Origin of the sequence: Paraburkholderia diazotrophica, assembly GCF_900108945.1 — a bacterium.
GTDB classification, from domain to species: Bacteria; Pseudomonadota; Gammaproteobacteria; order Burkholderiales; family Burkholderiaceae; genus Paraburkholderia; species Paraburkholderia diazotrophica.
Map to the genome: position 1 here is coordinate 25,179 of NZ_FNYE01000038.1, position 19,106 is coordinate 44,284.

Genomic DNA, 19,106 nt, shown 5'->3' on the forward strand with positions numbered 1-19,106 from the left:
GATAGCAGAAATTGACCCGAGGAGGCCGTTGTGGGAGCGCGCTTCCGAGGCGCTTCACTCGCACGGTTATGAATGGCCCTTAGGCCCCTATCCGGAAACCCGTAGCTTCACGATGTTTGTTGAGCAGCAATCGGCCGGTTACAGCGAGCCCAGAGCGGAAGCTTGCGTGCAAATAAGCGCAAATGGTGGCCTTCTCCGTGTCCGTATCATCCATAAAGGAGGTGCGGCGCGGCAATCACAGACCGTGGCTGCTGGCAAACACAGAAGCGTGGTTGATGTTGCCAAGAAAGTCATTGCTCATCTACTTCGAAAGCACTGACCGTGTTGCATCCAGCTAGACACCTTCTTCCTTGCCCGAGGTTCTCATCATGTTGCTGGTCACAGTCGAGCTCTTGCTCTTTGGCGACCCCAACCCTAAGCTTCGCAAGCTGCTCGGCAGTGTCGAAATCGTCAATGTCGGCAGCGACCCAAGGTACGGGTCGTATGAAGTTCGACTGTTCAACGAAGCTGGAAAAGAGTTTGCCACCGGCGAACTCGCGGACTATCCAAGATTTGCGACCACAGTCTTCGACCTTGTCGCAAGAGGCGTTGCAACAGCACTTGCTGGCAAAGAAGAACTGCCTCCACGGCCTGTGCATCCGTGGAGCCGGCTGCCAAACGAGTAGCCAAGAGCATTGAGCCGAATTGCTATGAACGAGGCACTGTTCGAGTCACCGGGGGGAACATGGGTGTCCGCGCGACAGGTGCTCTTCGTCGATTACGACGGTACCCTGCATCGGGGCGACGCTTACCGGACGCCCAATGGCATCGTGAGCAGCCACCCCAGCATTCAGCTCTTTGAGTATGCGCACATTCTCGCAGAAGCAATTGCGCCATATCCAGACCTTGAGCTTGTCTTGTCGACATCATGGGTAAAGGCGATTGGTTTCAATCGCGCGCGTGACTCGCTGCCGCTACCCGAACTGCGAAGCCGAGTGATAGGCGCAACGTATCACACGAAGTTCTACGACCGCCATGTCTGGAATCAAATTCCTCGAGGAGAGCAGATACGGCGATATGTCGGACGGCATCATTTGGCGAGTTGGCTAGCCATAGACGACCGAGATGATGGTTTCGGGAATGCCAGAGCGCATTTAGTTCTTTGCGACACGAGTAATGGACTCGGTCGGGAGGATACTCAGCACGCTCTGAAGCACGCCTTATTCGCGGAATTCGGACAGCGCTAATGCAGCGACAAGGCAACCGCGAATTGATGTCAATCGACGAGTTCGCACAGCTGCTTAATGTCACCCACGGCTATGTCGTGCGGCGGCTACTGCGCAAGCACGTCCTGCGGCCAGTAATCGTCGTTGGTGGTCAGAGATACGTGTTGCGCCCGAAAGCTGAAGCGTATAGCCGCAAGCGAAAGAGGATTGCGCGCAGGGCGCTGCGCGAGCTGGCGCGCGTATCACAGGAAGCGGGGCTGTACCCGTAACGCACAGAATGCTCGCAAAACATCACCTGTGCTGCGTGCGCCGAATGCGGAAGGCTCAGCGGCGAAGGCGCCGTCATGCTAGAGGGGATTTGACTGGGTGTGGTCAGAGAGTACCACCGACCCGTCTGCGTTTTCGACTTGCAATAAAAAAGCGCGGAATGCCGGTTCACAGCGTTCCGCGCGACAAGGTACTGCAAGGAGCGGGTTATCGAACGAGGAAACCGTAAGTCAGCGGGTGGTGCTCCTCCACAATGCCTTTTGACGTCACTGACCGTACGGCACCGGAAGGCCGTTTTTGATGACGTACACGGTAGTCGGCGCGCCCTTCAGGTCGCCGTATTCATCGAATGTGTAGGTGCCTGCCACACCCTTGTAGTTGGTCTTGGCCAACTGGGCGATAAGCTTTGCCTTGTCGGTCGTGGTTCCAGCTTTGACCATTGCATCTGCCAACAGCTTCACGCCGTCATAGTAGCTGACCCCATACACTTGCGTGTCCGTGTTGTACGCGGCTTTGTACTTCTTCAGGAACTCGCGGCCGGCTGGCGTCTTGTCGAGCGAAATACCGCCTTGTGCGCAGTACACGATGGACGCTGCGTCGCCTGCCACCTTGCCCATATCGGCTGAGCAGATGCCGTCACCACCGAGTAGCTTGGCTCGCAGTCCCCGTGCGCGCATCTGCTTGGCCATGGGAGCACCTTGAGCAGCGTATCCGCCGAAGAAGATGACATCTGGATTCCTGGACTTGATACTGGTCAGAATACCGAGGAAGTCAGTTGCCGATGAGTTAGTGAACTGCTGGTCGACGATTTGGATTCCGTTTGCCTTCGCCTCTTTCACGAACTGCTCGGCCACACCTTGCCCATATGCCGTACGGTCGTCGATAACTGCGGCGGTCTTGGCCTTCAACGTTTTGGCAGCAAACTGACCCATCGTCCCGCCTAACTGCTCGTCACTCGCGCCGATACGGAAAATGTTCTTGAAGCCTTGCTTGGTCAGCGCCGGATTGGACGCCACCGGCAGCATCGGTACGCCGCCAGTGTTGTACACGCGGGATGCCGGAATGGCCACTCCCGAATTGTACGGGCCCAAGACAGCAATCACGCCGCTGTCAACGAGTTTCTGTGCGACCTGGACGCCAACCTTGGGGTCTGCCTGGTCGTCTTGTGAGTCCAGTTTGAACGTCACCTTTTGGCCAGCGACCATGACACCGCTTTTGTTGAGTTCATCGATAGCCAGGCGAGCGCCGTTTTCGTTGTCTTTGCCGTTCGGCGCCTGCGGGCCCGTGAGTGGGGCGGAGTGACCGATTGTGACGACCGTTTGTGCATCGGCGGTTGCGATGAAGCCGACGGCTGCAAGGACGGCCATTGTTGTATTCAGGCGGCGCATGTAGTCTCCAGGATTGGACCGGTGCATGACAGCCTAACCGCGCTTTGCCTCTGGGGCAACCTATCGAAAATACGAAAGCCCCGGTCGATTGATGGATTTGGAGTGAATGCGGAAACAGCCCCGAGGGCAGCCCGACTGTCTGCAACCGGGGTCATCGCGATGCAGACGCGTCGCGTCTGCATGGGACATTTCGCCTTCCCGGACTTCCTGATGAAATCGGCGGTCCTGATTGGCCAAGCGTGGCCACACCATCCTGCTCCTTCCACGCGAGGTAGTGCTCACGCATAGCTTGTTTGACTGCGCCCGACGAGAACTCTTCCGACGGGCTTATAACAAAGAAGCCGGTACAGGTATTTGCCCTTGCCGGCTTTTGACCTCAGAGAAGCGATGACGCTATCGACAACGATTGTTCACGAGAGTGGCGGGAACAAAGAGGACAAGAAGTCCGCCGATGACGAGGCTTACTGCAAGCGCCAGCACCCCAGCACCTGCCGAGCCGGATGCCTGCTTGATGACACCAATCAGGGACGGGCTGACAACGCCAGAAATGCTGCCGACTGAATTGGCGAGTGCCAACCCTGCGGCGGCAGCTGCACCGCCGAGGAAGGCGGGAGGAATTACCCAGAATTGCGAGATGGTGGTCATCACGCCCATTGTGCCCACCGTCAACGCAATCATCGCCGCCAAGGTCGAGCCCGAGAACCATACGCTCATCGCGAGGCCAAATGCACCGACGAGTCCCGGGATAATCAGATGCCAGCGACGTTCGCCGGTTCGGTCCGAGTTGTGACTCACGAGCACCATCGCAAGCGCGCCAGCTGCGTAAGGAACCGCAGTTAGCAACCCCACGTGGAACGCATCCGACACCCCGCTCGCTTTAATCAGAGTTGGAAGCCAGAAGCTGACACCATACAAACCCATCGTATAGAAGAAGTAGATGGCGCTGACCAGAAGCACTTTCGGGCTGACCAGGCCGTCCTTCAGCGAATGCAATGCGCTCGGCGCCGACTCTTCTCTGAGCTTCTGCTCAATCAAATCCTTCTGCTCTTCGTTCAGCCACGTTGCGTCGCGCACCTTGTCATCGAGATAGAAAAACGCAGCGACACCTAGAAGTGCAGTCGGCACGCCTTCGACCAGAAACAGCCATTGCCAGCCGGCAAATCCGTGCGCACCGTTGAACGCCGTCATAATCCAGCCAGAGAGCGGGCCGCCAATGACGCCAGACATCGGGATGCCCGTAAGGAAAAGCGCGGTAACTTTTGAGCGCCGTGATGCAGGGAACCAGTACGTCAGGTAGAGCACAATGGCCGGAAAGAAGCCCGCTTCCGCGACGCCCAGAAGAAACCGCATGACGTAGAACATCGTCGGCGTTCTGACGAACATCATTGCAGCAGAGATAAGGCCCCATGTGACCATGATTCGCGCAATCCAGCGCCGCGGACCGACGCTCAAAAGCAGCAGATTGCTCGGAACTTCGAAGAGGAGATAACCAACAAAAAAAACGCTTGCACCAAATCCGTAGACCGCCTCGCTGAAGCCAAGGTCGCTAAGCATCTGCAGCTTGGCAAAGGCGACGTTGATGCGGTCGAGATAGGCGAACAGGTAACAGATAAAGAGGAACGGTAGCAGGCGCCACGTCGCTTTCGTAAAAGCGGACGTGTCCGCGCTTTCCACGTAGGTGGCTGGGCTGTGGGAACTCACATATGTCTCCTAGGGGCCTTCCTGTAAGCGGCGGGCGACCTGTTTTCTGACTCTTCTCCGCCGGCGTTTGATTCGTGCGCGCGTCAGACGAACGGCGCGCACGAACCGGGCACTGCGCTCGATGCTTAGTCGAACATGTCCAGCTGCGTGTTCACCAGCTCACTCCAGATGGTCTGGAAGTGCAACCAGCCGATGTAGTCGCTGCCCACGTGTTCACGGCTATACCGCGCGCGTTCCGGCGTGACCTCCTTCGGCGTAATGCCGGTAGCTTCAATCATCAGCTGCTGCTGGCAGCAGCGCTCGAGCGCGATAAACCAGAAGGCGGCCGAGTCGATGCTGTGACGGCTGGCGGTAAGGAGCCCGTGATTCTGGTGGATGGCAGCCTTCACGCCTGCGAATGCGTTGGCAACCTTGTTGCCGCCCTTGACTTCGACCGCAACCTTGCCGGCCTCGTCGCCAATGACGACGTGGTCCTCATAAAATGCAGCAGCGTCTTGCGAAATCGGCGCCAGCGGCCTGCCGAGCGAGGCGAACGCCGTGCCGTACGTCGTGTGTGCGTGGCACATGGCGACGATGTCCTGATGCTGCTCATGCACAGCCGCGTGCAGTACGAAGCCTGCGCGGTTAATGGCGTATTCGCCTTCGACGACATTGCCTTGGTGGTCGGCACAGATGAGGTTGGACATCTTCACTTGCGAGAAGTGAACGGCCATCGGGTTCGTCCAGTACAGGCTCGGGTTCTCGGGGTCACGAACCGTCAGATGACCGGCGAAGCCATAGTCATAACCCTGGAGGGCGAACGCGCGGCACGAGGCGACCAGACGCTCCTTCAAATGGGTCCGATGCTCCTGGATGCTTTTGAATTTGGGCATCGTGGGGAAAATCAGTCCTTCCTGGTCAGGCTCGTAAATCGAGATTTTGCCCGGCTTGAGAATTGACTCGTGCCTGGTTTCCGATTGCGATTCGGCGACTGTAGACATCACATACTCCTTTTATCGAGTGGGGAACACATAGACAAACGGTGGTTTTTCAAAATGCATCAATGAGATGCATGCAAGTCTGGTTAGTACTACATATAGATTGAAATCGGATTTCAATAGTAAAGTTGAATACGACTACCACTTCAAAATCAGGCCAACACCTCGTCGACTGATGCCTTGACGTCAGCCGTTAGCGTTTGGGTTTGCAGTAGCACCTCGAACTCGCCTATCAGATGTTGGTGAGCTCTCTTGGCGTGAAGTTCGGACAAGCTCATCGCGAGAGCTGCATCGCCCTGTTCAATCGCTCGTGCGATGGCGGCATGCTCTTCCAAAATAGACTCTCGCTGCGCGGACACCTGCAGCATTGCTCCCATGACCCGTCTGAGATGAACCCAATGACCTCGGGCTGTTTCGCCGATGAGCCGATTACCCGAAGCGCTATAGACGGCAAAGTGAAAGTCCATATCCGCGTCTATCATTGCCCGAACATTGCACGAGGTAGATGCGGCGCATCCGCGCTCAAGGAGTTTGCGGTCCAACCGCGCTCTCTTCCCGGCGGCGAGCTTTGCAGCAAGTGCATCCAGCGTGCCGCGGATTTCGTAGATGTCGCTCAGGTACTGCGCGTCTAGCGGCGCGGCCAGCACCCCTCTGCCTGGCGCATCCTGAACCAGCCCGTCTTTCTTGAGCAATCGAAGCGCTTGATGGACGGGTGAGCGCGAAACCGCAAGTTGCTCGGCAATATCTTCCTGAGTCAATCGGGCTCCAGGACGAAGCGTCCCCTCGCAGATGGCGTTGACGAGAGAGTTGTAAACCTCTTCGACGTAATCGGCGCGTGACTGAATCTTGAGCAACTTCGATGTCATGGTATACCTCGTTGCTTTTGCGTCAGCGACCACGCTGGGACGTCTTTTACGGGACGTCCCCCCTTGCTAAAGCCCGAAAACCTAGTTCTTCGAGCGGTCGACAAGTGCGCCCTTGGTAATCCACGGCATCATCGCGCGCAGCTTCGAACCCACGATTTCAATCTGGTGCGAAGACGTGATGCGTCTGCGGGCCTGAAGCGTTGGAGCGCCAGCCCTGTTTTCAAGAATGAAGCTCTTCGCGTATTCACCCGTCTGGATGTCGCGAAGGACCGCTTTCATTGCATTCTTCGTTTCTGACGTTACGATTCGCGGACCAGTGACGTATTCACCGAACTCGGCATTGTTCGAGATACCGTAGTTCATGTTGCCGATGCCACCTTCGTAGATGAGGTCCACGATGAGCTTCACTTCGTGGAGACATTCGAAGTACGCCATCTCCGGGGAGTAGCCAGCTTCCACGAGGACTTCGAAGCCGGCCTTGATGAGCTCTACAAGGCCGCCGCAGAGAACCGCCTGCTCACCGAAGAGGTCGGTCTCGGTTTCTTCGAGGAAGCTGGTTTCAATGATGCCGGCACGGCCGCCGCCATTCGCCGCCGCGTACGCGAGCGCGATGTCGCGAGCAGAGCCAGACTTGTCCTGCGCAACAGCGATGAGATGCGGAACGCCGCCGCCCGCGACATAGGTGCTTCGAACCGTGTGACCCGGCGCTTTCGGGGCGACCATCATTACATCAAGGTCAGCGCGCGGGTTGACCTGACCGTAATGAATGTTGAAACCATGTGCGAAGCCGAGCACCGCGCCTTCGCGAGCGTTCGACTCGACTTCTGTTCGGTAGACTTCGGCGATTTGCTCGTCGGGCAACAGCATCATGATGATGTCGGCCTTTTTGACAGCGTCCGCAATGCTTTTGACCGTGATCCCAGCGGTTTTTGCCTTCTCCAAGGACGGACCTTTGCGCAAACCGACGCAGACGTTGATGCCGCTATCTTTCAGGTTGAGCGCGTGAGCGTGGCCTTGCGAACCGTAGCCGATGATTGCGACACTTCGGCTTTTCAGAAGACTGAGGTCGGCATCCTTATCGTAGAGAACTTTCATTCTATTTCCAGATTTATGCACCAATGGGCGCGTATTTGCGGGATAGCGCGTCGAAGTGGAGCTACGTGGGGCACGCAGTCCGTGTTGAGTTTGTTCGTGGTTACAGGTCCAGCACCAAGGTCTTGCTCACCGGTCTGGAGACGCAAATCGTGAGGAATTCCTTTCGGTCGTCGTCATCCAGGATGAAATCGTTGTGCTCGACTTCGCCTTCTCGATAGCGAACCTTGCAGGTCGCGCACAGGCCAGCGCAGCATGAGGTCGGAACTTCGATACCAGCCTCATTCAGCGCTTCGCTAAAGTTCTGGTTGGGTCCAACATGTACGACCTGGCCCGTGCTGGCAATTGTGACGTCACATCCGTCCTGATTTTCAGTGCCGGTGGGCTCTCGCTTCGGCTGCTCTGGCGCCTTGAAATGCTCGAAGTGCACAGCGCCTTTCGGCCAATGACTTGCTGCGTCGGCACAAGCCGTCATGAATCCGGCCGGTCCGCAGTAATAGACATGCGTGCCTGGCGTGGGCTCGCTCAACAACGCGCGCAGGTCCAGACGGTTCGCCTCTTCGCCATCGTCAAAATGATAGCGGAGCCTTCCTGAGCGGTGCATGCGTTCCAGCTCGGAGCCGAATGCCGCTGCTTCTGCGCTTCGGGCGCAGTAGTGCATCACAAAATCGACACCGCGCTCTTCCAGTTCGTGTGCCATCGCCTTCAACGGCGTGACGCCGATGCCGCCCGCAATCAGGATGACTTTTTTCGCGTCTTCGGAGAGCGCAAAGTGGTTACGGGGCTTACTGATGGTGACAATATCCCCAGCGGCGATGCTTTCATGAACGGCGCGCGAGCCGCCACGACCATTTTCGTCCTTGAGCACGGCGATGACGTAGCGATTGCGCTCGGCGGGCGAGTTGCAGAGCGAGTACTGTCTGATGACACCGTTCTTCAGGTGGATGTCGATGTGCGAACCGGCTTCGAAGCGGGGTAACGGCATTCCGCTCGTGCTCGTGAATTCGTATGAATTGATGCCTTTGCCTTCGTAGCGTATCTGCGTCACCCGAACATCGAGCGTCCCGGTTTCGATGTCTTGAACCGCTTCTTCTCTTTCCAATACCGTGTCCATGGTCTCTTCCTTCCTGGCAAGTCACCAGCCGCAGGTGTAGGCGGCTGGTAACGGTGCGCACCAAACTCATAGAGAGTGGCGCCCGCCCTATTAGCTCTTCAGCGACTGTTCGAGCTCTTCGAACTTGTTGCGCACGAACTCGCCGCGTTCGTCGCCTTTCATGCTGTCGCTTTCGGTCAGAATCTGGACGACCGCCTTCAGTACCTTGCGACGACGTGCGACTTCTTCTTCGACGGTCGCGCCCTCCGCGATTTCGAACACGTTGCCTGAGCAGAAGCTGTTGGGGGCGCCGCCCAGTGCACGGAACCATTCAGCGAAACCTTGCGCCGACGCCGCTGCATTCGTGCCGCGGACTGCCTCGCGCAGCATCTTGCGGAACTGATAGAGGCCCGCATCGAACTTCGTCGGATTTTCGAGCGCATGTACTGCGATGGGGCGCTGGCTGATGATGGCTTCGTAGTCGCCCGGTGCGTATTGAGCCTGCTTGTAAATCGCGCGCTCACGATGATTCGGCGGAATCGGCGGCATGTCTTCGAGCTTGTATTTGCCAAAGCGCTCCGGACGGCGCATCGCGACCTGACCTTCAAGGAAGTCGATGGTCTCGTAGCCGACCAGTTCCTTGTTACCCACGCCGCGGGTGTCGATGCCCGGGCCCATGACGCGCCAGCCAATCATCTTGCTGTTTTCGTCATCGACGGGCACCGTCCAGCGGATGATGTGGAAGCGGCTAAAGTACTTTTTCTTCGAGCCGTCTTCGGACGTATACGCATGGAGGCTCAGATTTGGAAGAACCTGATGCTGGACCCGCACAAAGAGCCTGTCCTTGTTGACGCGACGCGCGCCGGCACACGCCAGACTGCGACCGCCTTGAACCGGTACAAAATTCATGTCGGGAGCCACTTCCATCGACGCAGCCCCGACTTCGTCGAACGTCGTACCTTGATAGTTACCGTCGACAACGTTCTTGCCGGCGTGCAGCGCCGTCGGGTGATAGTTGTCCGCCGCGTTGTCTTGAACCTGCAGCCAGTTGCAGTGCTGGAAGTTGCTGTACGGGACGAGTTCGTCGCCAGGCATCACCGTGTAATCGCCTTCCCATTCGGGGAACGGTGGTTCTTCTTCCGGCGGCCCCATGTAGGCAAAGACGAGACCGTTGCGTTCAACGGCTTTGTAAGCGCCCTGGCGAATCGAGCATGCGTACTTCTCGGCTTCCTTCTCTTCGCCTTTCGGGAACGGCACATGGAGGCAGGCGCCGTCCACATCGAACACCATGCCGTGGTAGCAGCACATGATGCCGCGCTCCTGGATGGCGCCGTATTCGAGTGACGCGCCCCGGTGCACGCAATGCGCGTGCAGCACGCCGACGCGGCCGCTCTTGTCGCGGAATGCGACGAGTTCTTCGTTCATGATTTTGAGGAAGCGGGGCGTGTCAGTCAGTTCCATCGACATACACACCGGATGCCAGAAGCGGCGCATGAATTCGCCCGTCGGCGTGCCCGGACCCGTTTCCGTCAGTTCGGGGTCGTGCGCGGGCGTCCGGTTCGCGTAGTAACCGCCGAACGGAATCAGCTTCTTGGCGACCGGGGCCGAACCGCCGGTGTGCTTCTGGTCATCCATCTTGTCCGATTTGACGCTCATGTCTTCCTGCCTCCAATGATTGATAGGGACCATACACTCAGGGTATTTTTGCCCAGAACCGTCTACTGACCACCGTATGCTGAACTCTGTATCCAAAGATTAGGCGCACATTAGGCTAGTGTCTTTATGGGTAAACACTTATGCGTCTGGTTTTGGTCGTACTCAACCGAGCCTCGTTATCACGGGCGTCCGCCGCGACAACGGTTCTTCCGAGCATAAATGCCTCACCCGACTGACCCTTCTTTGGCGCGTTATCGGTGTTTGTACGGATATGCTCGTCAACGTCCTAACTTTAAGCTCTCTGTATACAGTAGACGGTAGCCGGAACTCGATTCTTCGAATTTGAGCAATCAGTCGAGTGCTTCAATTTGAGACAAAGAGAGAAACGCCGTGGAAATGCCTGATTATCTGATGGTGTCCGAAGGGCCGGCATCTGAACGGATGTCACACCCGATTGGTGAGACGGGCTTTTCGTTCAAAAAAAGCGAGCGACCCAGTTCGGCGCTTACTTCGTGGATTGACGCAGAGACGATTCCACAGACCGCGCGCGCCGTCTTGCAATCAAAGGAACTGTTCGAAGGGCTGACAGGCCTGATACGTGTGCTGACTGAGACTGACGCTTTCGGTCAGTTTCGCGCAGGGTGGATTCTGGGTCGGACGGTGCGTGGGCTAACGTCGATTGTCGTGCGGGATGCAAATCACTGCAGCGCGAAAGGTTTGCTTGACGATGCGGCCTTCGGCGTTAGACAAGCCGAGCGGTATTGCGCGACTTCTGCTGTCGTTCTGGTCCAGCAAAGTGACTCGAACGGTGGTCGCAAGGCACGGGAGGCGCTTGAAAGCGCGTTCATGGCGAGTCATGTGCGACCGGACGTGTTGTACGAATCTGGGCTCCATTCGGAAATCCCGCTATGGTTCGCGTGCTTGTCCCCAGTCGTCCGTTAGTATGAATGCACAGCAACTCAATCTGTCCCCTTTGATTTCAGACAACCCATCGCGCCTGGCAATGCTGGTAAGCTGACAGTATTCAGTATCCACAGCGCTTATCATCATGCCAGCAAAACTCTTGAAGTTGCAGTCGCGACCTGACTATGTAGACGAAGTCTATAGGGTGCTGCTTGACGCCATCAGCGATGGCTCGCTTGCTCCGGGAACACGCATTGTTCAGGAGGAAATCGCCGAGCAACTCGCCGTATCTCGCTCCCCCGTGCTACAGGCATTCCGCCTTTTGAAGAAGGACGGTCTGGTCGAGGACGCGCCTGGGCGTGGGTTGCAAGTTGCCCCTCTTGATGCGCGACGGGTCGGTCACCTCTATGAACTGAGAGGCGCGCTGGACGCTCTTGCTGCCCGTCTCGCCGCACGGCAGCGAGTGAAGTTAGACAAGTCTTTGGTTGCTAACGGCCGCCAGGCGTCGAAAGGTGGCGACATCAAAGCGATGATTGAGGCTGACATGGCATTCCACGCGGCTATCTATTCTGCGTCCGGGAATCCATTGATAGTTGAGAATGCGCGTCTCCATTGGATTCATCTGCGGCGTGTTATGGGGGCCGTGCATCAGGTCGTTGGCCAGCGCAAGACCGTCTGGGACGAGCACGCAGCAATCGCAGAAGCGATAGCGGATGGCAACGAGGCGCTTGCTGCGGAACTCAGTATGCGACACACCGAAGCCGCGCGAGAAAACCTGGTTCAGCATATGACAGCATCAGCCGCCGCTCAAGGTTCAGCCACCTGACACATAGCCGATGCATCAAAACTACAGCGGGCTCACGAGTTGACTGGTTTCTTGGTGACAATTGAAACTGAACGCGGTCGCCGCCATATGGCCGCGATATTTTGCTCGCCGAATGCTATGCATTGGCTGACCGTGCGAGCACGGTAACATCAACAGCTCCATCACAAAGAGCGATGACGATGGATAACGTTAGCGCCAGTGGAATCAAGGCACTCGTATTTGACGTGTTTGGGACAGTAGTCGACTGGAGGAGCGGCGTCGCCCGAGAGGTGGCCGCGTTTATAGCATCGGCGCAGGTTACTGTCGACCCGTTTGAGTTCGCCGATGCCTGGCGACGGGAATATGCACCGGCCATGGCGGAAGTCCGTGCCGGCAATCGCGGATTTGTGCGACTCGATGTATTACATCGGGAGAACCTCGAGAAGGCGCTAATGGGATTCGGCATCGACCCCCAATCCATACCCGCGGCGTCGCTCGACGAACTCAACCTCGCCTGGCACAAGCTGGACCCATGGCCGGATGCAGTACCGGGGCTCAGCCGGTTGAAGGAGCGGTTCATCATTGCTCCCTTATCGAACGGCAACATACGTCTCATGCTCGATATAGCCAAGCGCGCTGGCATCCCTTGGGACGCCATCCTCGGCGCAGAGGTTGTTCGCATGTACAAGCCCGCGCCTTCGGTTTACCTCGATACGGCAGAACTGCTTGCGATTGAACCAGCGGAGCTGTGTATGGTGGCTGCCCACAACGATGACCTAAAGGCCGCAAAGGCGTGTGGGCTGAAGACGGCGTTTGTTTCGCGTCCTCGCGAGCACGGTGGAGCGCAAACTAAAGACCTGTTTGCAGAAGGCCAATGGGATTTTGTCGCGAGTTCGTTCATCGAGCTCGCGGACATGATGCTGGGAGTTGGTCAGAGCAAGCGGCAATAGGTTTGCGCCGCCATCAGCACGTTAGCCCGCGGGGCTCGCCATTGGCACGAAGAACGAAAGGGAAGAAGGGGACATCGTGTCGTCGCTGCCGGAATCCGCCCAGTTTTGTTATTGCGACTCAAGAGCGTCGAGGCGAGCTCGTGCTGTTTCGTCCGGATGCATGCAGTGATAGGCGTCAAATAGCTCCGAGCACAGCTGTGCGAGCGTCGCGAGATTCACAGCCTGGTCCGGGTGCTCGACCTCTCCTGCGTTGAGTATGTCATCAAGAACGGGAGCGAGACGGCGCAGTCGCCGGAAGGTCTCAACATCTAATTTCATATCACCTCCTTGGCCAAGCGATAGAGTGCCCTTGAACTGAGCGAATCTACGGCTCGGCTTTTTGCCCGACGTGCCGCCCATGCTGACCGAGGCGTTCGAGCTGCCATAAGTTCTTCATGTGCCGCGTCATGCGCTCCCGCTGACGAAAGTCCGCACCCGGCCGGGGTACGCGGCCCAAACCGTTTTACGTCGACCCGGGCGCGACTTGTAACTGGTTTTTGCGATGCTGCCATCGAGGATGGACACCGGACATCGGTCGTGCGATGTCGATTTCTATCGGAGATGTCCTCGGCGCATGAGAAGGAGAAATTTCTGAAAAACAGCTCGCGAAACCGACACGCTATCACTTCTGCGAAGCGGGCGCAGAAGCGCAGTTCGTCAGCGACAATGCATGGGACATCAGAGCCTCTCGGCCGCTCCCTTTTATGATGCACTGCACAATAAATTTAAGCAATTGCATGAACTTTCGATGACGAAACGTCGTCTTTTAACGATGACAGCATATCGACGGGTAGGCCGCTAGCGGCCGGCGCCAACCGCTTCGACACGTCGCGCCCGGTCTGATTGTGCGGCGCACACAAAGAACGATTGTTAAATCACAAAGAAAGGGTATACGCTTACGCAACTTCCCTATTGGAGGCTCATCTTCGTGTCTACTCTCCTCGAGCGGGACGGGCTCGTCGCGACCTGGCGTCGGATTAACGCCGACACCGGGTCTGGCTCGCGGGAATGCTGTGAGCTGAATGAACGCGGTGAAGCGGTACCGCATCCACACCCTTCAGCACGGCGCCAGATTGTCCTGACCGATGTCTACTGCCAGATTGCAGAACAAATTGGTCATGTCGCGGCGATGTCGGTTGCCGTGACGACCCCGTCATTCGGCATTCGCGTACCTGACGTGGTCTGGATGCCACCGGACAAGTGGGAAGGGTTTGACCGGGAAGCTCCTGTGCCGTTTGTGCCGGACCTGTGTGTCGAGGTGCTCCTTGACCGCAAGATGCCGCAAGACATTAGCCGCAGAGTCAGGGCTTACCTCGCGGGTGGCGCCCGTGAGGTCATTGTCGTGAGCCAGCGCGGAGAACTGCAATTCTGGGGAGCGAATGGACCGCTGCAAGCCTCGGCATTGGGAATAGAGCTCTCGCTGGAGCGTATGTACTTCGAAGAGCTGGCGCCGTCTTTCACCGCTAGTTCTTGGCGGGAAATTTAAATCGAGGTCGTCTGCCTTCTACAGGGCTCACATCTGCGCGTGCAAGCGAATTGGTCTCTCACGCCGCAATGAGTGCTGCCGTCGGCTCCTGCCTGTCGCTGGCGGGCGGAAACACGTGCCAGGTGCCATCACCGGGCCGAAAGAAAAACACGCACACACCGGCATGTGATGACGTCTCGACGCACACATAACGTGTCCGGCCCCGGCGTGTACGACCAAATTCGGTTACGTGAACAAGCGCAGTGGGGGCCGGCGCGAGCCATTTTTCCACCTGATAGCGAAGCGACTTCGTGCTCGAATTCTTCATGTCCTACTCTGGTAGGTCAGGGCGCGACGCGTTTGATATCGTGCTGTGCCGATACAACTGTTAGGTTAGGAAAACTTATCAAATGAGACATGGATTAGTGTCGCGCGCTGAGAGTAAGAGGAATCCGCTCAAATTATGAGCGGACCTGCCCGGAACTTCTGAATTCTATGGCCGATATTCTCGAGCCTATTGGTCAACGATTTCGGCTTGCTCAGCGAACGTCGGTTGGAGCCTCAAGTGCGGCCGTTACGTTGCCTTCAGTAAACCGCGCCGCACGTTTCGTTGCCTTCCGGGCAGTTTCAAATGTCGCACTGGCCGTTTCGATGGTGGACGTCCATGCGGACAAGGCGGCCTCGCTTCCAGTAGGAGCGTTCTTCGCAAGGTTTTCAAGGAACGCTTGCCAGTCGTGCTGGTAACGTTTGAACTGCTCGTCGAGAGTCTCCGTGAAATCGGCCAGGGTGCCAGACTCGATTTCATACACGTCCCGCCAGTACGACTGCGCTTTTTCTACAGCAGGTTGCGCCTGACCTGCCTGTAGTTCAAACAATTCCCGCGGGTCTTTGGTCGATAGAGTTCTGGTTGCGATTTCCTGACTGCTTGCGATGGTTGATTTGAATACCTGAAGATTGAGACTAGCGAGTTTTTCAATGCTGGCCAGAGCTTTGTTCAGAACGTCAAACATAGCTTCAAGACTTGCTTTCTGCGCGGCGATGGGTTGCTTGAGGTCGGGGGTGCTCATCACAAACTCCATAAGGGTGCAAACATTTCCAACGGGCCGATGAACGGAACGCCAACAGGCGGGGCGGGAATCAATGTTGCAATGCAGCGAATTGATTCTAGAGGCAGGCGCGAAATTGTCAATCGTCCTGTTGCACCTGGGCGTTAACGTGGAAGTTGCCAACTAACCCTTCGGCCTTGCGGGCATTGATGGAGGCATCAGTCATCTGGGGAAATCCCTGATGCAAACAGTGGTCCGTGTGGTGCCTAATGGTCTTTTATGCAGGCATGTGCAATTGCAGCATGAATTTCCGAAGCTTGACCGGGGCCGGTCGCATCAGATACGTGTCCCCGAGGTGAAGCGGTGAAGCAGCAGTTGTCGCTTATCAAACTGGTCATCTGTTCCCATATCTATATTTGTCGTGGACAGGTTCGACGCTGACGCCCACGGGCTCAGCGCTGACGGTAAGTGACCAAAGTGATGGCTGCTGGCGGAATGGTTGGTTGAGAGAAAGCGACGCAAGGTTGCGATAACTCGGGCGGCCCGCTGGGGCACATTCGCACAAAGGTGTCAGTGTGTATCATGGACCGCCTAGCCCCTAACCTGGCGGAGAGACGCTGTGGACGTATCGTTCTTCATCGACCCGATTCACAAAACCGTCACCAGTGTGCAGGACGGCTATGCCCGTGCTGGTGAACTTATTGGCACAGAGTTGACCGATACTGCGACCCTTTGGGGGGATGCCGCCGATTCGGATACCTCGGTGCAGGTCATCGTCGCGGACGACAGCCTTACAGACAACGCCATGTCGCGAGGATTTTTCAGGGTCACGCTTGAATTGGAGAACGCGAGACTGGAAAGGGTACTGGCGGGGAAAGCAGTACTCAATGCATATGGCAGTCCACCTCCCGATATCAAGGAACAAGTCAAAACGCTCAGGGCCATGCGCGAGCGTGTCAGCTTTATCAGCGCTGAAGACGCATTTCAGTGGTTCGAGGAAAACACTGGCGGCTCGCCGTTCTCATTGGAGGGCTGAAGCGGGATTGCGCTTATGGCGGGGAAGTATTAACGACTTCATTGCCAGCATGGCTGGTTAAGAGCGACCCGCAACCCATGAAGCTGCGCGTACTCGCACGATTGGCAATTTCTCAAAGGACAGCGTTAGTGCAGAGACAACACGCACGCGATTTGATGTCAGTCGACGAGGTGCACAGCTGCTTAATGTCACCCCCTGCTATGTCGTGCGGCGGCTACTGCGCAAGCATGTTCTGCGGTCAGTACTTGTCGTTGGTGGTGGGAGGTACGTGCTGCGCACGAAAGCATTAGCGTACCGCCGCAAGCGCAAGCGGATAGCGCGCTGGGCGCTGCGCGAGCTGGCGCGAGTTTCGCCAGAGGTCTGTCTGTACCCATGAAAGACAGAAATGCGGTCCGACGACCGCAGCACCATCACGCTAGATGGCGGTTTGACTGGTCCTTGTCGGAAAGTAATACCATACCGACACGCCTGAATCTCTCATAATAAAAAAGCGCTGAATGCCGGGTCATGGCTTCCGCGCTAAAGGTACTGCAAGGAACTGGTTATCGGACGAGGAGTCCGTGAGGCAGCGGGTCACGCATGTCGACGATTCAGGTTGCGAAACCGCGTGCAAATGCGTTGCCTCCGACTTCCGGGACGACTGCTTTGAAGTCGCCGGCGGTCGTCTCTCACTGAGCACACGCCCCTTGAAGACTGTCTCGATGATGCACTCGTTCTCTCATTGCACCGACGTCGCTGGCGCTCGCATCACCGCCGGCTGCTGCGCTCCAAAGACAACCGACCTGCCTTACCTCACCGACGTTCGAAGCGGCAGGTCTATGAAGCTTCCAGCTATGCCAGCGTGGACCGAGAAGACCGGTGGTCGACCATAGGGCATAGGCACAAAGTGTCCAGCGTCTGCTCCAGAAATCGAAAGACGCAGCTTGCTACCTTTTTTCAGAGTCCAGGCTACCGGCAGCAACGGGATAATGAACTCATTCAGCGCGCCGGCCTTTACGCGCGCTGCTTCCGCGCGGTGGTATGAGCGAAAGGGCCAAGCCGTCACGTATTCCGATGGTGCGTCAGACGTTTTTCGATGAATCGCGCGGAGCATCCCTTCCGTCATGTAGAAGATGTTTCCTTCCACGTCGACTTCAGACAGATAGACGAATATTGATGCATCGCCTTGGTCAATCGACATACGAAGGGTCGCTACTGCATGTCCTTCAACCGAAGCTGGTTCGGTCAACGGTGCAGTCTCATAGTGCAGCATCGACATGGAACAATCAGCCCAGTCGGGGTAATAGTCGACGATGCTCGCTGCACCAAGTCGCTCATAACGGGTTTGCTTACCGCTTGTCGTCTCGAAATCAACCTTGAAGACATTGACGTGATGTTCGCCTGGCGCTTCGGTAAGCAGGTTTCCCGCCGAAAGGCTCAAGCGGGTCTTCTTCGAGAGAGGGGGCCAAGCTGTCGAAGACTGCCACTCTTCAGCGTGAACGTTGTAGTAGTGAATCGGCGCCTCGTCTGAAAGACCCACATCCTGGCCCATCAGATGGGTGTCAAAGAACCGGAGTAGCTCAGCGAGAAGATTGAACTGGGGCGCTTCCTGTTCGCGCCACGGCGAGACGTTTGTGCGCGCTCCATGGTCCCATGCGCCAAGGAGCAAGCGGTCGTTCGGGTTTGCGCGGGTCAGGAACCGCGTGATGGCTCCATTGGCGTATCCGGCACCGTCGAACCAGCCGGAGACCGAGTAGATTGGGACGTCGTCCGAAATCTGGCCGAGGTAGTGATAGGGGCTGCAAACGGCCAGATTTAACTCGGGGTTGTGAAGCATCCCCTCGTCTCTGAACGCAAATTCGGGAGCCGCCTCCGCCAGAGAGAAGTTGCTGCGATGCTCACGGATTGCTGCAGCAAGCAAACTGCCGTCGACGTCCTCGTCCACAGGATGCGGTCCCTGAAGTCCTGGGTCCTCGTAGTATGAGAACCGGCTGATGAGGTCGTGACGGTCGTGGTCCATCGCCACCATGAGGTCGGAATATGCCTGCGTCCAAACCTTCGAGAGAAGGCCGCCGGGATATAGCTGTTCACTGTAGATGTCCGACACACCAAAGAGTGGCGCGATTGCCTTGACTGCCGGGTGACCGGTACTGGCGAGAAAACACGCGGCTGCGCCAACATACGATATGCCGGTCGAGCCGATAACGCTGTTCGACCACGGCTGCTCGACAGTCCATTGCGCAACTTCCCTGTAGTCATCGCGCTCTGTTGGAGACCGGAGGGCATCACGTGTCCCGAAGCTTGCTCCTGTACCCCGAACATCGACAACCACAACTACGTATCCGCGCACGACAAAGAAGTCCCGATAGCGAGCAGCTGCCGGCGCTGCTTCAGCAACGTTTCCGTCCGTATGGAAGCGCCTGTAATACGGCGTGAAGATGAGCAGCGTCGGAAACTGCTGCGCCCGCTGATGACCTTGGGGAATATAGATGTCTGCGGCCAGGCGGCAGCCATCACGCATCGTTATGTATTGCGAATCGGGAACCGCTGGAAGCTGGAACTTCGCGGGCCTGGAGGAAAGGTACTGGCTCGGCGGAATTTTCCACGCCGAGTTCTTATCGTCACGGTCAGACATGCA

18 protein-coding genes are annotated in these 19,106 nt (G+C 57.1%); 8 read left to right on the forward strand and 10 right to left on the reverse strand.

Going from position 1 to position 19,106, the window contains the following annotated elements; all coding sequences use genetic code 11:
- Nucleotides 1-368 precede the first annotated feature (368 nt).
- From BMW76_RS32080 to BMW76_RS32090, 3 genes are read left to right on the forward strand one after another with little or no spacing between them, the layout of a single operon-like run.
- A complete protein-coding gene (locus BMW76_RS32080) occupies nt 369-665 on the forward strand; it encodes a hypothetical protein (RefSeq protein WP_090872647.1) in 297 nt (98 codons plus the stop codon).
- Between the two features lie 24 nt (nt 666-689).
- The gene (locus BMW76_RS32085) at nt 690-1,226 is read left to right on the forward strand and encodes an HAD domain-containing protein (RefSeq protein ID WP_245763461.1); all 537 of its coding nucleotides are present in this window, start codon (nt 690-692) and stop codon (nt 1,224-1,226) included.
- Nucleotides 1,226-1,474, forward strand: coding sequence for a MerR family transcriptional regulator (locus BMW76_RS32090; RefSeq protein WP_090872569.1), 249 nt, complete (start codon nt 1,226-1,228; stop codon nt 1,472-1,474). Before BMW76_RS32085 ends, BMW76_RS32090 begins: the two co-directional genes overlap by 1 nt.
- A gap of 264 nt (nt 1,475-1,738) precedes the next feature.
- Here the strand turns inward: BMW76_RS32090 and BMW76_RS32095 are convergent, their stop codons facing one another.
- The 7 genes from BMW76_RS32095 to BMW76_RS32130 all read right to left on the reverse strand — a co-directional run bounded on the left by BMW76_RS32095 (nt 1,739) and on the right by BMW76_RS32130 (nt 10,245).
- Nucleotides 1,739-2,860, reverse strand: coding sequence for a branched-chain amino acid ABC transporter substrate-binding protein (locus BMW76_RS32095; RefSeq protein ID WP_090872571.1), 1,122 nt, complete (start codon nt 2,858-2,860; stop codon nt 1,739-1,741).
- 393 nt (nt 2,861-3,253) lie between these two features.
- Nucleotides 3,254-4,561: an MFS transporter gene (locus tag BMW76_RS32105; RefSeq protein WP_090872576.1), complete on the reverse strand. Its 1,308-nt coding sequence runs from the start codon at nt 4,559-4,561 to the stop codon at nt 3,254-3,256.
- A 125-nt stretch (nt 4,562-4,686) separates the two neighbouring features.
- The gene (locus tag BMW76_RS32110) at nt 4,687-5,541 is read right to left on the reverse strand and encodes a class II aldolase/adducin family protein (protein ID WP_090872578.1); all 855 of its coding nucleotides are present in this window, start codon (nt 5,539-5,541) and stop codon (nt 4,687-4,689) included.
- 149 nt (nt 5,542-5,690) lie between these two features.
- Nucleotides 5,691-6,404: a GntR family transcriptional regulator gene (locus BMW76_RS32115; RefSeq protein WP_090872580.1), complete on the reverse strand. Its 714-nt coding sequence runs from the start codon at nt 6,402-6,404 to the stop codon at nt 5,691-5,693.
- Nucleotides 6,405-6,485: 81 nt separating this feature from the next.
- Nucleotides 6,486-7,499, reverse strand: coding sequence for a ketol-acid reductoisomerase (gene ilvC / locus BMW76_RS32120; RefSeq protein WP_090872582.1), 1,014 nt, complete (start codon nt 7,497-7,499; stop codon nt 6,486-6,488).
- A gap of 100 nt (nt 7,500-7,599) precedes the next feature.
- Nucleotides 7,600-8,610, reverse strand: coding sequence for a PDR/VanB family oxidoreductase (locus BMW76_RS32125; protein ID WP_090872584.1), 1,011 nt, complete (start codon nt 8,608-8,610; stop codon nt 7,600-7,602).
- 90 nt (nt 8,611-8,700) lie between these two features.
- Nucleotides 8,701-10,245 (reverse strand): Rieske 2Fe-2S domain-containing protein, encoded by a 1,545-nt coding sequence (locus BMW76_RS32130; protein ID WP_090872586.1) that lies wholly within the window; start codon nt 10,243-10,245, stop codon nt 8,701-8,703.
- Between the two features lie 390 nt (nt 10,246-10,635).
- Here BMW76_RS32130 and BMW76_RS32135 point away from each other — a divergent pair, with 390 nt between their 5' ends.
- The 3 genes from BMW76_RS32135 to BMW76_RS32145 all read left to right on the forward strand — a co-directional run bounded on the left by BMW76_RS32135 (nt 10,636) and on the right by BMW76_RS32145 (nt 12,903).
- On the forward strand, nt 10,636-11,187 hold the full coding sequence (locus tag BMW76_RS32135; protein WP_143062373.1) for a hypothetical protein: 552 nt from the start codon (nt 10,636-10,638) through the stop codon (nt 11,185-11,187).
- A gap of 106 nt (nt 11,188-11,293) precedes the next feature.
- Nucleotides 11,294-11,974 carry a GntR family transcriptional regulator gene (locus tag BMW76_RS32140; protein WP_090872591.1) on the forward strand — a complete coding sequence of 227 codons (681 nt, stop codon included), beginning with the start codon at nt 11,294-11,296 and terminating at the stop codon, nt 11,972-11,974.
- Between the two features lie 173 nt (nt 11,975-12,147).
- Complete coding sequence (locus tag BMW76_RS32145; RefSeq protein ID WP_090872593.1) at nt 12,148-12,903, forward strand: haloacid dehalogenase type II; 756 nt, start codon at nt 12,148-12,150, stop codon at nt 12,901-12,903.
- Nucleotides 12,904-13,011: 108 nt separating this feature from the next.
- On the opposite strand, the gene BMW76_RS32150 is transcribed toward BMW76_RS32145, so the two are convergent.
- A complete protein-coding gene (locus BMW76_RS32150) occupies nt 13,012-13,221 on the reverse strand; it encodes a hypothetical protein (protein WP_090872651.1) in 210 nt (69 codons plus the stop codon).
- A 649-nt stretch (nt 13,222-13,870) separates the two neighbouring features.
- Here BMW76_RS32150 and BMW76_RS32155 point away from each other — a divergent pair.
- Complete coding sequence (locus BMW76_RS32155; protein ID WP_090872595.1) at nt 13,871-14,428, forward strand: Uma2 family endonuclease; 558 nt, start codon at nt 13,871-13,873, stop codon at nt 14,426-14,428.
- Between the two features lie 518 nt (nt 14,429-14,946).
- On the opposite strand, the gene BMW76_RS32165 is transcribed toward BMW76_RS32155, so the two are convergent.
- Nucleotides 14,947-15,474, reverse strand: a complete 528-nt coding sequence (locus BMW76_RS32165; protein ID WP_177200554.1) for a phasin family protein — start codon at nt 15,472-15,474, stop codon at nt 14,947-14,949.
- Between the two features lie 598 nt (nt 15,475-16,072).
- On the opposite strand from BMW76_RS32165, the gene BMW76_RS32170 reads away from it, so the two are divergent.
- Nucleotides 16,073-16,489, forward strand: coding sequence for a hypothetical protein (locus BMW76_RS32170; protein WP_090872601.1), 417 nt, complete (start codon nt 16,073-16,075; stop codon nt 16,487-16,489).
- Nucleotides 16,490-17,276: 787 nt separating this feature from the next.
- On the opposite strand, the gene BMW76_RS32175 is transcribed toward BMW76_RS32170, so the two are convergent.
- Nucleotides 17,277-19,103 carry a CocE/NonD family hydrolase gene (locus BMW76_RS32175; protein WP_090872603.1) on the reverse strand — a complete coding sequence of 609 codons (1,827 nt, stop codon included), beginning with the start codon at nt 19,101-19,103 and terminating at the stop codon, nt 17,277-17,279.
- Between the last annotated feature and the right edge of the window lie 3 nt (nt 19,104-19,106).

What these genes read in the sequence shown, in the direction of transcription:
- BMW76_RS32085 (WP_245763461.1), top strand. Translation starts at nt 690, where the DNA reads ATGAACGAGGCACTGTTCGAGTCACCGGGGGGAACATGGGTGTCCGCG.
- BMW76_RS32140 (WP_090872591.1), top strand. Translation starts at nt 11,294, where the DNA reads ATGCCAGCAAAACTCTTGAAGTTGCAGTCGCGACCTGACTATGTAGAC.
- BMW76_RS32150 (WP_090872651.1), bottom strand. Translation starts at nt 13,221, where the DNA reads ATGAAATTAGATGTTGAGACCTTCCGGCGACTGCGCCGTCTCGCTCCC.
- BMW76_RS32095 (WP_090872571.1), bottom strand. Translation starts at nt 2,860, where the DNA reads ATGCGCCGCCTGAATACAACAATGGCCGTCCTTGCAGCCGTCGGCTTC.
- BMW76_RS32110 (WP_090872578.1), bottom strand. Translation starts at nt 5,541, where the DNA reads ATGTCTACAGTCGCCGAATCGCAATCGGAAACCAGGCACGAGTCAATT.
- BMW76_RS32115 (WP_090872580.1), bottom strand. Translation starts at nt 6,404, where the DNA reads ATGACATCGAAGTTGCTCAAGATTCAGTCACGCGCCGATTACGTCGAA.
- BMW76_RS32080 (WP_090872647.1), top strand. Translation starts at nt 369, where the DNA reads ATGTTGCTGGTCACAGTCGAGCTCTTGCTCTTTGGCGACCCCAACCCT.
- BMW76_RS32130 (WP_090872586.1), bottom strand. Translation starts at nt 10,245, where the DNA reads ATGAGCGTCAAATCGGACAAGATGGATGACCAGAAGCACACCGGCGGT.
- BMW76_RS32165 (WP_177200554.1), bottom strand. Translation starts at nt 15,474, where the DNA reads ATGAGCACCCCCGACCTCAAGCAACCCATCGCCGCGCAGAAAGCAAGT.
- BMW76_RS32125 (WP_090872584.1), bottom strand. Translation starts at nt 8,610, where the DNA reads ATGGACACGGTATTGGAAAGAGAAGAAGCGGTTCAAGACATCGAAACC.
- ilvC (WP_090872582.1), bottom strand. Translation starts at nt 7,499, where the DNA reads ATGAAAGTTCTCTACGATAAGGATGCCGACCTCAGTCTTCTGAAAAGC.
- BMW76_RS32145 (WP_090872593.1), top strand. Translation starts at nt 12,148, where the DNA reads ATGACGATGGATAACGTTAGCGCCAGTGGAATCAAGGCACTCGTATTT.
- BMW76_RS32090 (WP_090872569.1), top strand. Translation starts at nt 1,226, where the DNA reads ATGCAGCGACAAGGCAACCGCGAATTGATGTCAATCGACGAGTTCGCA.
- BMW76_RS32175 (WP_090872603.1), bottom strand. Translation starts at nt 19,103, where the DNA reads ATGTCTGACCGTGACGATAAGAACTCGGCGTGGAAAATTCCGCCGAGC.